The organism is Nostoc sp. ChiQUE02 (assembly GCF_034531305.2).
In the GTDB taxonomy this organism is placed as follows: Bacteria; Cyanobacteriota; Cyanobacteriia; order Cyanobacteriales; family Nostocaceae; genus Nostoc.
On the sequence record NZ_JAVRBN020000086.1, the window covers coordinates 1 to 14447 of the forward strand.

Annotated in this window: 12 protein-coding genes and 1 pseudogene; 5 read left to right on the plus strand and 8 right to left on the minus strand. The window is 42.7% G+C overall.

Annotated features, from left to right (window positions below; genetic code table 11):
- Positions 1-383: 383 nt before the first annotated feature.
- A complete protein-coding gene (locus tag RM347_RS34255; RefSeq protein ID WP_322718901.1) occupies positions 384-554 on the minus strand; it encodes a hypothetical protein in 171 nt (56 codons plus the stop codon).
- 471 nt (positions 555-1025) lie between these two features.
- Between RM347_RS34255 and RM347_RS34260 the strand changes: the two genes are divergently transcribed.
- The 3 genes from RM347_RS34260 to RM347_RS34270 all read left to right on the plus strand — a co-directional run bounded on the left by RM347_RS34260 (position 1026) and on the right by RM347_RS34270 (position 4475).
- Entirely contained in the window at positions 1026-1235 is a 210-nt protein-coding gene (locus tag RM347_RS34260) for a hypothetical protein (protein WP_322718900.1), read from the plus strand.
- A 58-nt stretch (positions 1236-1293) separates the two neighbouring features.
- A complete protein-coding gene (locus tag RM347_RS34265) occupies positions 1294-2958 on the plus strand; it encodes an FAD-dependent oxidoreductase (protein WP_322718899.1) in 1665 nt (554 codons plus the stop codon).
- Positions 2959-3077: 119 nt separating this feature from the next.
- Positions 3078-4475: an ATP-binding protein gene (locus RM347_RS34270; RefSeq protein WP_322718898.1), complete on the plus strand. Its 1398-nt coding sequence runs from the start codon at positions 3078-3080 to the stop codon at positions 4473-4475.
- A 758-nt stretch (positions 4476-5233) separates the two neighbouring features.
- On the opposite strand, the gene RM347_RS34275 is transcribed toward RM347_RS34270, so the two are convergent.
- The 6 genes from RM347_RS34275 to RM347_RS34300 all read right to left on the minus strand — a co-directional run bounded on the left by RM347_RS34275 (position 5234) and on the right by RM347_RS34300 (position 10641).
- Positions 5234-5437: a hypothetical protein gene (locus RM347_RS34275; RefSeq protein ID WP_322718897.1), complete on the minus strand. Its 204-nt coding sequence runs from the start codon at positions 5435-5437 to the stop codon at positions 5234-5236.
- Between the two features lie 25 nt (positions 5438-5462).
- Positions 5463-5687: a type II toxin-antitoxin system HicB family antitoxin gene (locus RM347_RS34280; RefSeq protein WP_322718896.1), complete on the minus strand. Its 225-nt coding sequence runs from the start codon at positions 5685-5687 to the stop codon at positions 5463-5465.
- A 395-nt stretch (positions 5688-6082) separates the two neighbouring features.
- Positions 6083-6328 (minus strand): DUF6887 family protein, encoded by a 246-nt coding sequence (locus tag RM347_RS34285; RefSeq protein WP_322718895.1) that lies wholly within the window; start codon positions 6326-6328, stop codon positions 6083-6085.
- Complete coding sequence (locus RM347_RS34290) at positions 6312-6533, minus strand: DUF6888 family protein (protein ID WP_428850667.1); 222 nt, start codon at positions 6531-6533, stop codon at positions 6312-6314. The genes RM347_RS34285 and RM347_RS34290 overlap by 17 nt, the downstream gene beginning before the upstream one ends.
- 51 nt (positions 6534-6584) lie before the next feature.
- The gene (locus RM347_RS34295; RefSeq protein ID WP_322718894.1) at positions 6585-9896 is read right to left on the minus strand and encodes a HEAT repeat domain-containing protein; all 3312 of its coding nucleotides are present in this window, start codon (positions 9894-9896) and stop codon (positions 6585-6587) included.
- Positions 9897-10551: 655 nt separating this feature from the next.
- Positions 10552-10641 carry a hypothetical protein gene (locus RM347_RS34300; protein WP_428850666.1) on the minus strand — a complete coding sequence of 30 codons (90 nt, stop codon included), beginning with the start codon at positions 10639-10641 and terminating at the stop codon, positions 10552-10554.
- A 392-nt stretch (positions 10642-11033) separates the two neighbouring features.
- On the opposite strand from RM347_RS34300, the gene RM347_RS34305 reads away from it, so the two are divergent.
- Positions 11034-12644, plus strand: coding sequence for a PQQ-dependent sugar dehydrogenase (locus RM347_RS34305; protein ID WP_322718893.1), 1611 nt, complete (start codon positions 11034-11036; stop codon positions 12642-12644).
- A gap of 222 nt (positions 12645-12866) precedes the next feature.
- Here RM347_RS34305 and RM347_RS34310 read toward each other — a convergent pair whose 3' ends face one another.
- Complete coding sequence (locus RM347_RS34310) at positions 12867-13832, minus strand: NAD(P)-dependent alcohol dehydrogenase (RefSeq protein WP_322718892.1); 966 nt, start codon at positions 13830-13832, stop codon at positions 12867-12869.
- 355 nt (positions 13833-14187) lie between these two features.
- On the opposite strand from RM347_RS34310, the pseudogene RM347_RS34315 reads away from it, so the two are divergent.
- Positions 14188-14370: pseudogene (locus RM347_RS34315) on the plus strand (element excision factor XisI family protein); the annotation flags it as partial.
- Between the last annotated feature and the right edge of the window lie 77 nt (positions 14371-14447).

A 14447-nucleotide genomic window follows, 5' to 3' on the forward strand; every position in this document is an offset into this window, starting at 1 on the left:
GCCACTGCGCCCTTGCGGTTTCCCGACTTGTTCGCGTAGCGTCTCCCCTTGGGAGAAGCAAGTGGCGTTTGAGGAACTAAACCCAACATTACCAAGACTTTGTTGGGTTGCGCTTTGCTTAACCCAACCTACAATTTTTTTAACTGAACTGTATTGAATTATGAATTATTCGGTGAAATAATATGAAATACTAAATACAAATATTGCTAAGAAAACAGGAATCATTTTATTAAAGTCTATTCTCTTTTCTTTAAACATTTCTAAACAGGACATCGGAATTAACAAAGGCCAAAAGATAGTTGTTACCAAAAACATCACAACCGATAAAAATTTATCTTCTGGAGCGGAAGCAGGATGACGTAGCGAAAATATTAACCAATTGCTTAAAAAATGTTATGAAAGCTTACCTGAACTTTGTAGACACCACCAGTTGCATAATAATAAGCTTTGGCAGGCAGCTTTTGACCATCAATATTTTGCCCTTTCAACTCAACTGCTATAGCAGGCGTGCCTAGCAGTAACAGGACTGGCAGGACTAAGCCTAAAACGTTCATTGCTAGTAACAAACACTTTCAATTACACTACTTTCTACTTTAAAACATAAATTTCATCTGCGACACATGTTCAGCGCTCACTCTTGCGGGATCATCTATTCAGTGGCAGTCAGGGTTTAAGGAATCCCAATGAACACGAACTGACCAGTCATGCTCAAAAATGTAGAAGTTTCTTAAGGCGTTGATGGAATAGTGCGATCGCTCCTCCAACTTGACTGTAAGCAGAGATGATTTCCCAATATCTCAACGGGAGAAATGCCCTGTCCCCTTATCCAATGCAATTTCAGATTAACGTAAATGACCAAAATAGCTTTATGATTCTTTACGAAAGTATATTTGAAGTTATTTAGGTCTAATACCAAAATATTCTTAAGCTCATTCTGGAACATAGTGAATGGTGAATCACCTTTAGTGCAATGCTGGTATTGAAGGTTCTTCTAGAATCAAAGAAAGTGCAGGGAGATAAAAAGTATGGCTGAACATCTATTTCACGATCAACTGGGTTTAGAGGAACAAGCTGAAAAACTCGGAAAGCAAGCAGTCAGCTTGGGTTTGATTCCCAGCTTTGTGGTGCATTACTTTCCCGATACCTGGGTATTTTATATACCTAATGAAAGTCAATCAGAAGCGCTGACACCCGAAGAGGCATACTTTCGTTTAAAGCAACTAGTTAAACAGTAGATATTTACAGATTTTTGAAATAACGGCTAGGCACTGCAATTGTTAAGTAACAGTAGTTATGGCGAAACCTGCAATTTTAACTGTCGATGACGATCCTGAAGTGTTGCAAGCGGTGTCACGAGACTTGCGGCATCAGTATGGCGATCGCTTTCGCATTGTCCGGGCAGATTCCGGTATTGCCGCTCTAGACGTGGTGCAGCAACTAAAATTGCGGAATGAAGCAGTTGCTCTATTCTTGGTCGATCAAAGAATGCCCCAAATGGGAGGTGTGGAGTTCCTTGAACAGGCAAAAGTCATTTTTCCTGATGCGAAACGTGCTTTGCTGACAGCGTATGCAGATACGGATGCTGCCATTAAATCAATTAATAGTGCCAAACTTGATTATTACTTACTTAAGCCCTGGAATCCACCAGAAGAGCGACTATATCCGGTTTTGGATGATTTGCTAGATGACTGGCTAGCTGGATTCCGCCCACCCTTTGAAGGTATTCGAGTCATTGGTAATCGCTGGTCGCCTTTTTCCCATCAGGTGAAAGATTTCCTGGCGCGTAATCAGATTCCATACAAGTGGTTAGATATTGAACTGGAGCCGGATGCGGCAAAATTAGTGGAATATGCAGAAGCTGATGGCAGACAGCAATTGCCCTTAGTGCTATTTCCCGATGGTTCCCGATTAATCCAACCATCTAATTTAGAGATTGCTGCCAAAATTGGACTGCAAACCCAAGCAGAGCGCCCCTTCTATGACTTAGCGATCGTGGGTGCTGGGCCTGCTGGACTAGCAGCCGCAGTCTATGGAGCTTCTGAGGGATTGAGTACGGTCTTAATTGAGCGTGAGGCACCAGGTGGTCAAGCAGGCACGAGTTCGCGCATTGAGAACTATTTAGGGTTTCCTGTTGGTTTGAGCGGTAGCGATTTGGCCAGACGGGGAGTCACTCAGGCGCGACGGTTTGGGGTAGAAATTCTCACTCCTCAAGTAGTAACTGGGGTTAAGTTGCAAGATCCTTATCGGGTTCTGCAATTGGCGGATGGCAGCGAGATTAGTTGCCATGCACTTTTAGTTGCAACCGGCGTTTCCTACCGTTGGCTAAATGTTCCAGGAGCCGAGAAGCTCACAGGAGCAGGAATTTATTACGGTGCTGCCATGACTGAGGCGATCGCCTGTAGCAATGAAGAGGTTTACCTAGTAGGCGGGGCAAATTCTGCCGGACAGGCAGCAATGCACTTTTCTAAGTATGCCAGCAAAGTGATTATGTTGGTTCGGGGTGAATCGCTTTCATCCAGTATGTCCCAATATTTGATTGAGCAGATTGCGGCTACTGCAAATATCCAAGTTTGCACAGGTTGCAGCGTCGTCGAAGTGAAGGGAGATGAACATCTAGAAGAAATTGCGATTGCCCATGTCAAAACTGGACAAACTGAAACCGTGCCAGCGCGATCGCTTTTCATCTTCATCGGTGCTAGCCCCAAAACTGATTGGCTCGATGGTGTTATTCGACGGGATACTCAGGGGTTTGTTATCACAGGCCCCGACTTGATGCACAATGGCAAATCTCCCCCAGCTTGGCCTTTGGAACGCTCTCCTTTTTTGCTAGAAACCAGCGTTCCTGGCATCTTTGCAGCCGGAGATGTGCGTTACGGGTCAATTAAGCGGGTGGCATCCGGTGTGGGTGAAGGTTCGATCGCCATTCAATTCGTTCACCGCTACCTGAGCAATGTTTAGCTGAAGCCGGAAAAACTAAGTTACCGTACTTAGCAAGTTGCATTATTATCATTTTAAGTAAAATCTGCAAACCCTCTCCCCTGCCCCCTGCCCCCCTGCCATCTCAAGGAGGTTGATTCATGTTGTGTATTGAAGAATTGATCAACTTAGACCCGTTTCAACAGCTTCCTAAAGAAAAATTGGAGTGGGTTTGCGATCGCGCTCAAACAGTTGAACTTTCCGCCGGAGAAGTGTTGTCCCACGAGGGAGACCCTGCATGTCGCTTATTTATCTTAGTCAAAGGTAAAATCAACATCACCCGCCGCAGTGAAGGAGTTGAAATTCCCATCGGGCAACACGAAGCCCCATCATTTTTTGGCGAAATTCCAGTACTCACAGATGAACCTGCACCTGTGACAATGCGAGCATTGACAAATTGCAACCTTTATGAGCTTAAGGGAGAAGATTTCCGTAAACTGCTGCATGAATGTCGCGATTTTGAGCGGATGGTCTTCCGTATTATGCAACGTCGTGTCCGGGGGCTAGAGTCTTTCATTCGTGGGCGGGAAAAGATGGCAGCTTTAGGGACACTTGCCGCCGGTCTAGCTCATGAACTCAACAACCCAGCCGCAGCCCTCGTTCGGACTTTAGAGGAAATGCCAGCCGCCATCCTAGAACTACAACGAATGAATTTAGTTTATGGGCAACGCAATGTTGAGGAAGCGCATACTCAAAACTGGTTGAAACTGCGCGATCGCGGTTATGATGCTATTTTAAATAATCGTCTAGATCCGTTAACACTAAGCGATCGCGAAACTGTGTTGCTGGAATGGTTAGAAGATTATGGTGTAAAAGAGGCATGGAAATTAGCGGAACCTTTAGCGGAAGGCGGCATTGAAGTCGAAAGCCTAGATCGGCTCATGGAACGTTGGCGCAACGACGAGACTGAATTGCGAGAAATCGGATTGCACTGGCTATCGCTTTCCTTTGAAGTCATGTCGATGATTAAACATGGTTTGCGAGGGGCCGAGAGGATTTCTGAACTTGTGCAAGCGATGAAGTCATACTCTTACCTCGATCAAGGCGTTCAGCAAGAAATAAATATATATCAAGGTTTAGAAGATACCTTGCGATTGTTTGCTCATAAACTCAAGTGCGGTATTCAAGTTCAACGCAATTATGATCAACATCTTCCTAAAATCCTTGCCTATGGCAGTGAACTGAATCAGGTGTGGACGAACTTAATTGACAACGCTATTGATGCAATGGATGGTAAGGGACTGCTGGAAATTACAACACAGCATTGCGATCGCTTTGCCCATATTGACATCATCGATTCTGGTAGTGGAATTCCACCTGAAATTAAAACCCGCATTTTTGAACCTTTCTTCACCACCAAATCAGTGGGACATGGTTCAGGACTCGGCTTGGAAACCGTTCGCCGGATTGTAGAAAATCGCCATCACGGTACGCTCTCATTTGAGTCGCAGCCAGGCAGAACTTGTTTCACCATTTGCTTGCCTTTATCAAATCAATGAATCCTTTGAAAAGGATGCTGTTCTACATGAAGTGAGAGAAAAAGACAGCAGATACCACCCCCTCATATCAATTAAAAATTAAAAATTAAAAGTTAAAAATTCAGAAAGCTAAATTTCATCTGGGTTTCTAGGCTTGTATCTGTCACATTCTTTTTTTAAAGTGGTATCACTGGCAAGCGCGGTATTATTCATCTTGACCCGATCGCTCCCCTCCTCAGTCTGTCTAAATCTTGGAGAGATGATCGAGCCGTTCGTGTTCCTTGATTATTTCAAGGCACAACCGCTTACTGCATCTGATTTTGGAATTTCATACTGCAAAATCTGAAGATAAATGATTTCGCGGTAGAGGTCTGTGCAAATATAAAGAAAGTATTAAGGGTATACCCAGGTAAGATGGGTAAAAATTGGGTAGTTATGCGCTATTTTTCTGCAAGCGATTGAGCGATGATAATTTGTATAGAAAGCGCTGGCAAAGATTTTTAGGCTGGCATTTAATAAACCTGATATAAAACAAAGCCCTGAATTTATCTCAGGGCTTTTTAAATTAAAAACTGAGTTTTAAGCCAAAATATATAAAGTTAAACGAGTGTAAAAAAGTTAATTATGGGGTATTCTGTCTTTTTCAAATGTTTGATATAACATTTAGGGAGTAGCAGATGAGCGCTAACTGTTGTAAATCAGCTGCGAAGAAACAAAGATTCTAGATAAACTTGGGCAACACAGCGATCGCTCCTCACCGAGATGGACAATACATTTATCTATAGTGGACAGCAATGATGATCTAACTCTCGCTTATCGCTTCCTGTCAGACCTTCAGTTTTTGCGCGGTAAACGAGATCCTCTAAACGGTCTTTGGCTGCATCCGAGAGTTTAAAATCGATAACACTTTGGGGAGTGGTTCCAGCAGCAATAAACTCTATAATTTCATCGTAGACTTTGGCTGTATTTACAGATGTGTTCATAAGCTACCTTTTTAATTCATAAATTTTATGCAACTTCCAAAGACTTTCCTAGCGTCTTAGGCTCTGGTAAAGGTTCACCGTCAGCCAAAGATGATTCAATCAGTATTTCTAAAACTTCTTGAGCATTTTTAAGAGCGTCTTCATAAGTCTCTCCGTGAGTGCAAGGCTGCATTATATGCATAAACTCAGGTAGCAAAACCACATAACATTGATCTTCTTCTGACCATTGAATAACGATTGTATATTTCATATTTATTCATAAGCTTCTCGTCGATAAGCGATTAGAAATCGCAGCTACACAAACCAAGTCCGCCTGCGCGGACTCAAAGAATTTGAAACCCACGGAGGTGGGTTTTGTCTGTATAGCCGCGAATTCCATTCGCCAGGGCTTCTATACATCAGACCGAATCATTCTCCAATTTTTTACCCGACCTTCAGCAATATCTTTTTTACCTTCTTCAAAGGATTCAATAAATCCAGGGATATCAAGTAACTCTTGGGTAGCATCTTCACTCTCCTTATCTGCCAGATATGCTAAAAAATCAGCAACCAGTTCTAGGCGTTCTGAAGATAATACATCTAAATATTGGTTGATTTGCTGACGAACTTCTGTGTTGTTTATAATTTTTAGTCAATCTTTTATTCTTAACTTTGAGAATCTTGCTTGCTTTGATTTGCTTGCTCAATGCGTTGCCTAATTGCTTCTTCTGCAATGCGAATATTTTCTTCTATTGGCGTACCGTCTTCAGCTACCATTGGCCCGTACCATGTTGCTTCCGAGTCAGGGGTGCGGCGGCTGTACAAAACACGCAAAGGCTCTACATCTTCCCGGTGTGCAAGTGCGTAAGCTATTAGTTCTTTGTTAGTCATTGCTTCAAAATTCGGTCGCATTTAAAAACCTCCAGTTTCCATTAGCGGGTATAATGATTTGGAGTTCTTCATTGACAAAAATAAATACAACTCCGGTTTGGTCATCAAAGCGAAATAGCTCAATACTCCGATAGGTGTTTGACAACATCTGACAGACACGTAGACAGGCTATAGCTTGTGCGTATGTTGGGTAAATCGTCTGTTCCTCAATTGTGACATAGATAATAGTAAGCCTTTCTTTTGCGGTTTCTGCTGTGAATAGTAAATCAGCTTACATTTACCCTTCCAACTGCTTTAACTTCTTCTGAGCAAATTCCCGCACTTGCTCATCTGGGTCATTCTCTGTGCGATCGCGCAACAGTGGTAAAGTCTGGTCATGCTGAGGAAATTGCTTGATAATTATCTCCAGTGCAATGTGCCGAGGATTGGTTTCATCCTCTTCCTCGCGCTCAAAGGAATCATCAACAGCGCAGTTGTAGTAGATGTCAAACAACTCAGGCTGATATTTAAAGTATTTAGCTAATTGTTGGACTGCTGTAACTCGTACATCGTTATCATCATCCTGGGTAGCGTGTTCTTTGAGAATGGATTTGGTGTCGGGGTCATCTTTGAAGTTCTTTACCAATTCTCTGACTGCTGCACGTCGCACAACCCAGTGATCATCTTGGGTAGCGCGTTCTTTGAGAATGGATTTGGTGTCGGGGTCATCTTTGAAGTTCTTCGCTAATTCTTGGACTGCTGTACCTCTCACATACTGATAATCATCCTGGGTAGCGCATTCTTTGAGCCAGGTTTTAGTGTCGGGGTCATCTTTAAAGTTCTTTGCTAATTCTTCGACTGCTACACCTTGCACAAAGTAGTTATCATCCTTGGTAGCACGTTCTTTGAGCCAGGTTTTGGTGTCGGAGTCATCTTTAAAGTTCTTTGCTAATTCTTGGACTGCTACACCTCGCACATCTTCGTGATCATCTTGGGTAGCGAGTTCTTTGAGGATTGATTTGGTGTCAGGGTCATCTTTGAAGTTCTTCGCTAATTCTCCGACTGTTGCACGTCGCACATCTTCGTGATCATCTTGGGTAGCGAGTTCTTTGAGGATTGATTTGGTGTCAGGGTTATCTTTGAAGTTCTCCGCTAATTCTATGACTGCTGCAAGTCGAACATCTTTGTGATAATCCTGGGTAGCGCGTTCTTTGAGCCAGGTTTTAGTGTTGGGGTCATCTTTGAAGTTCTCTGCTAATTCTATGACTGCTGCAAGTCGCACATCTTCGCGATCATCCTGGTTAGCGAGTTCTTTGAGCCAGGTTTTGGTGTCGAAAGATTCTTGCCAGGTCATTGCAATTGCTGTGACTGCTTGAGTGTGAATTTCCTGAACTAGCTTAGTTTCTTCTCCATATATCCGGGGGTCGTAATAATACCAAAGGTCATAATTAGTTAAATCTTTGAGCTTGTCAAGTAATTTCTTAGCCGTTGACTCAATTACCCGGCGATTTCTCACCTCTACAAGACACTTAGCCGCTAAAAAGAGATTGACAAACTTTTCCTCTTCGCCATCTTGCACCATTAAATAATCAAGAATATCCCCTACAAATCTTGGCTCAATCATTCCCGCAATTAACAGCAAGACTTCATGCCAACTTTCATCTTGCCAGTGTTTGCCAAAAACTTCATTCTTAAGTTGCTCAATGTTCAGCGTTTGCGTTTCTTTAAACTGCCAGACAAACTCCCAAGCACAGAAATATTCTAAAAATGTGCGATGCACAAAAGCATAATAATCCGCACCCAGGAAACATAACATAAAGTTGCGAGTCCGCAGTTGATTAATCATCACCCGCGCAGCTTCTCTGGGTTTATCAAATTCTATGGTTTTGAGATAATCAGTCAGAACTTTGACTAAATCATTTTCATTAATCAAATTACCTGCCAAACCTTTATCACCAGTTTGCATAAGATAAGCAACCTGACGCAGCATCGCTTGCTTATCTTTATAATCAATCGTCTTGGGGTCTAACCTCTGATCTTCTGTCAAAGCGCGTTCTACATCCCATTGATGTAGTAGTACCCGCGATGCTTGATCGTAAAGTGTAGCTCTATCTCTTGGTAGCTCTTGATTCCGATTCAGAATTGCCATCATCGTCAACAGCAGAGGATTTCCCGCTAATTCTGCAATAGATTTGGAAGCTGCAATTCCTCTTTTTAGCCGTTCCCGTTTTCTCACTTTATCTACTGCATCAGTAAAAGTTAACTCATGCCAACGGTTGATAAAATCCTGAATTTGTTCTGAGTCTAAATCTTGTAAAATAAAGTGGCGAAACTCAGCATTAAGCAATCGTTGCGGTTTATAGCCAATAATCCGAGAAGTGACAATTACCTGCACATCAGGATAGTCATTAGTAAAGCGATGAATATCAGTAATTACATCCTCTCGCTTACCAGGGTCAAAGACTTCATCCAAACCATCAAACATCACTAACGCATTACCAGCTTTTAATTGTTTATCTAGTTCAAGCTGATTGAGATGATGAATTGCACCACTACAGTTATGGAAGAATTCGAGAAAATTATTGCACTCTTTATCTTCCCGTCGCCGCATATAAGTGCGTAATTCAATTAGCAAGGGAATTGGTAAAGATATAACATTATCCAGTGGAGACTCTGCCCAATTCAAAGCGAGAAATTGCAACAAAGTAGACTTACCGGAACCAGGATCGCCCAAAATCATAATATATTTATGATCTTGCTTTTTATTGACAACATCTAATACTGAACGGATCGGCTGTTCAAAATAAACCCGTTTGTGGCGTTCTAATTCTTCTAATTCAACTGCTTCTAGTTGATCACTTTCTCGCAGCCGTCTAAGATGTTCTTTAGGCAGTTCGTGAACTTGTGGCAAAACTTGATGAGTTTCCCGGACATTTTGAGCAGTAAAAATCCGCCATAATTTCAGTTCGTTATAGGCATAGCCGCTAGTATCTAAGCTATCTAATTTGAGATTGGCATAGCGTTCGCGGATTCCTTCTTGATATTTAGTTAAATTAAAATCTACAATAACCCCAGCAATTTCTTTTGTATTTATTTCAATGTCAGATAATTTTTGTAATTCTAGGATATGGTGTAAATCTTTTGAATCTAAAAGAAGTTCTTGGACTTGTGTTAAATACTGTTCTGTAATTGATTGCCAGTTAAACTTAAATGGCAGAGGTTTTAATTGCAGCCTGTTCCAACTATCTTCTAGAGTTTTAGCGTCTAGAAATTCACAATTAATATCAAAAGCCTTACCAAGAATTTCTGTAACCGACTTATCGCTGATAAACTTCTTGATGTCTTTGGTGTACTCTTTAATCTCAGTTTCTGCAAGTTTACAACGAACCTTTAACTGCTGCTGCATGAGTTGCAAAAATTCCTTTAAGGCTTTACCAGCAGCAATTTCTATGTCTTCCTTCTTAAGTTTCTGGAAAATCTTGCCAGGGATGCCTTTTAATAAATCTTTAGCCCAATCTTTAGCAGCATCCTTGGCTAAATCTTCCAGAATGGGTTTAAAAATCAACCCGGCGGCCTGAGTTACACCCCAAATAGCTAACCAGTCCAGCATAATACTCGCTTCTGTTGAGATTTTGATTACGAGTATATCCACTAGCTTGAGTAATGTTTCCAGATTTCAGGGTTATTGCAGAAATATCACAGGAAAAAATACTTAGCTTTTCACCGTATCTGGAAAACCTCTCCCTAAATCTCTCTCCTAAAAGGCTACTGTGTACACACAAGTCTTTTAGAGTGGCTTCACAGACTTTTAATCCCCCCAACCCCTCTTGAAAAGCAAAGCTGTTTCATTCCCTCAAAGGTTCAAAAAAGACTTGTGTTGTGAACGAAAGCACTTGTGTTGTGAACGAAAGCATTTGTGTTGTGAACGAAAGCATTTGTGTTGTGAACGAAAGCACTTGTGTTGTGAACGAAAGTACTTGTGTTGTGAACGAAAGTACTTGTGTTGTGAACGAAAGCACTTGTGTTGTGAACGAAAGTACTTGTGTGTACACCATAGCCTAAAAGGAGAGAGACTTTGAATTTTCCCCCTTCCCGCGTCGAGAAGGGGGGAAGGGGGTTAGGTTCCACGTTGGTTTTTTGGATCAATTGCTAGCTGCAATGTCTACGATGATCACCGAGCGGCTGGTGAGCGGAGTCGAACCATGCCGTACCCCTACGGGGAAGCAAGCTACGCGCAGCGTCTCGTAGAGAAGTGCGGGCTGCGCCTAAGCAATTTTCCCCACTGCACACTCACTCTTGCTACAAGCATGAGCCGCTGCTAGTTTTACCAAGGGATATGTGCGATCAATCACCACATTGATTTTACCAGCTTCAATCAATTATTTAAGAAAAACCAAGTCCTCAGCGTTGGGTTTTTCAAGGATAAATTTGGCTTTTTGACCGGGAAGTAACGCTGTTAAGACGCTCTGCATAATGCTTTGGGGCTAAGTAGAATAGTGATAATTCCGTTAAATTTGAGGACTATTTTGGCTTGAAAGAGCGATCGCTCTGCCTTTGTTTGTAACTTTCGATTCACCCCTTTTCTGATGATCTAGGAAAAATACGAGTATATAAATATATTTAACGAAGTATTCTCAAAAACGACTACCCCTGAGTAATCTTTGTTCTAACTCTCGGAAAAATCGGCTAGCCGAGAGCCATGTGTAATCTAAATGACTACAACGTTAGAGGGAAGTTAAGAATAGTTATGTTTGCTCTAAAACCAACACAGATGCTAGGACGCATACTATCTGCATCGCTCGTTAGTTTGATGTCCTTAGAGGTTGTTCCCACCACAGCATTCGGCATCCCGCCAGCTGCCTCTGTTGAAACCAAGGTGAAAGTACCTAGTACAATGACCTCTTGGCCCTTTGATGTTAACCGTTACTTGAAAGTTCCGCCCAACTTCTCTATCTCTGTTTATGCTCGCATTGAACAAGCTCGCTTTATAGCAGTTGCTCCCAATGGGGATCTTTTAGTGTCACAGCCCGCTAAGGGTAAAGTGTTAATTGTCCGGTCAAATGGCAGCAAAGACCCAATTATTTCTGACTTCGTGACGGGTCTACGTAAACCACACGACATTGTGTTTCATAAGATTGACAACACCACATACGTTTATATCTCTGAGACTCATCAAATTAACCGCTTCATCTACAAGTCTGGAGACTTAATCGCGAAAAATCGTCAAATCGTTGTAATTGGCTTACCAGACAACAGCACATCGGAACTCAAAGGTATTTATGGTCACGAACTGAAAAATATCGCACTTGATGCCAATCACAAACTATATGTGTCGATCGCCTCTACGTGCAATGCTTGCGTGAAAGATACTGTCAGTTACCCAAAGCGTGCTGCGATTTACCAGTACAACGCTAATGGAACCAATCAGCGGCTTTTTGCCCAAGGTTTACGTAATGCTGAAGGGTTAGCATTCTTACCTGGCACAAACGATCTTTGGGTAGTCGTTAATAATCGAGATAACATCGCCTATCCCTTCAAGGATAGCAGTGGTAATTACGGTAAGGTTGTCCCCTCCTATGTAGACAACCACCCACCAGAGGAGTTCACAAAAGTCCGAGATGGCGGTAACTACGGTTGGCCATTCTGCAACCCCAATCCTGACACGTCAAATGGCCTCGACAATATGCCATTTGACCGCGACTATCAGTTCAATGCTGATGGACATATTAATTGCAATGCAATGGACAGGATTAGCAAGGGTATCCAAGCCCATTCGGCTCCCTTGGGACTAACATTCTTACAAAATACCAAGTTTCCCAGCCTGTACTCAAGTGGGGTAGTGGTGGGGCTACATGGTTCATGGAATCGGCAGAAGAAAACGGGCTACAAAATTGCTTACTTTCCTTGGAACAGTACGACAAAGACACTAGGAACGCAGATGGATTTAGTCAGCGGCTGGTTAGTTACAGAAACACAAAAAATCTGGGGGCGACCCGTGGATACGGCAGTCGATCAGCAAGGTAATTTGTTAATTTCGGATGATTACAGCGGCGCGATCTATAAGCTTTCCTCCAATCTCTCCTCCAATCCGTCAGCACAGGTTAAGGTCTACAGTGACCCTAATTTTGCTGGGGTTTCTCAGTCTTTTCCTACAAGTCCAGGAGTATACAAAGCCAACCAAGGTGACTTAAATGTTGTGGGGAATGACACTATTAGCTCATTAAGTGTACCAGCAGGTACAGTGGTACGTGTATGCCAAAATGAAACTGGTGGTCTATGCCGTGAGTTTGGTGCTGGTGATTATAAATCTTTTAAAGCTGACTTAGATAACATAATCTCGTTTATACAAGTCAAGTAGCACCACTCATATCGTGTCCGGTTAAAGACTTATCTATCATTAAGACCGCAGTTCTTGCTGGAGGCAGGCAGCAGGGGGAAAGAAGCTTTTCCGATTTTTGCACAGATGTGGTAACTGTAACTAATTAGCCGGACATGATATCACCGAATTTTAAATTTTGGATTTTGGATTGAATAGTTTAAAATCCAAAATTTAAAAAGGTCTGAGAGGATATTTGGAAAGTCAACTAGAAACCGCGATGTCTACGACGGGCTGCGCCAACACAATTTTTCCCGCTGCACGCTCACTTTCGCTATAAGCATGAGCCGCCGCTACTTCTTGTAAGGGATATGTGCGATCAATCACCACACGAATTTTACCCGTTTCAATCAATTCTTTCAGATAAACCAAATCCTGAGTGTTGGGTTTTTGCAGGATAAATTTAGCTTTTTGACCAGGAAGAAACGCTGTTAAGACGCCCTCTAAGAAGACTTCGGGGCTGGGTAGCGTTGTAATATAAATTCCCTTGGATTTGAGGACTCTTTTGGTTTGAGAGAGCGATCGCTTACCCACTGCATCAAAGATAATGTCATACTGCGCTGTATCTTCGACGAAATCTTGCTGCGTATAATCAATCACGCGGTCTGCTCCTAGAGATTTCACCAAATCCAAGTTTTTGGTACTGCTAACTCCCGTCACCACTGCCCCTAAAGCCTTAGCAATTTGCACTGCAAAAACCCCCACACCGCCCGCAGCACCATTAATCAAGACATTTTGCCCTGTTTGAATATTTCCCTCATTTCGCAGCGCTTGTAAAGCCGTGAGCGCTGCTAAAGGTACAGCCGCAGCTTCTTCATAGGACAAGTTTGTTGGTTTGAACGCCGCCAAATTTTCTGGGATGGCTGCAAATTCGGCATAACCTCCTCCAGGGAAGCTAGTACTGCCATAAATAGCATCTCCTGGTTTAAAGTGTGTGACACCAGAGCCAACGGCTACCACATCTCCCGCCACATCAAACCCCAAAATCTTCGGGAATTTGCTCCCGCTAATCAAGCTCAACATTCCCTGGCGAATTTTCCAATCAACGGGATTGACACTACTAGCACGAACTTTCACAAGTAACTGCATTGGCTCAAGTTTCGGCTGCTCCACGTCTTCATAGCGCAACACTTCAGCCGGCCCATACTGACGGATAACGACTGCTTTCATCGTATTCCTCCTGCTACCCTGTTTGACTTACACAACTCAGACAGCCTATTTTTCTTGATAAATCTAGTGTAGCGATGTCTAAGACGGGTTATACCTACGCATGGGATTTAAGGGACTTCCAAAAAAATGTCCCATCGCTGTGTAAGCAGGGGGAGCAGAAGAAGCAGGGGAGGAAGAATCCGATCATCGTCTTGGCTCTAAAAATGGGATAATTTAATTTCTGGAAATCCCTAACGAAGATGTTAGGCGCAGTCAGAGATTTCCTAAAATAGAAATAAAGCCTCTCTGAAAGAGACTCGCTATTTGTGGATGGATCTAGGTTGGGATAGCGAATGCCTACGGCACGCTACGCGAACGCCGCATTCATGGCTGTCTGGTTCATATTGACCTAATTGATGGCAAAATCTGGATTCAACGGGATGGCACGGAAGAAGGCATTGCCGCTGATTTAGAACGGGCTGGAATTCCTAAAGAACACATTGTCCTTGGCTTTCGTCCATCGGAATTAAGACCCTACACTGGCTATGAAGTTGCTTAAGGACTTCCAGAAAATAAATTATCCAAATTTACTCAGATAAGATTTTTCTTTCTCCCCCTGCTCCCGTTCGGCTACGC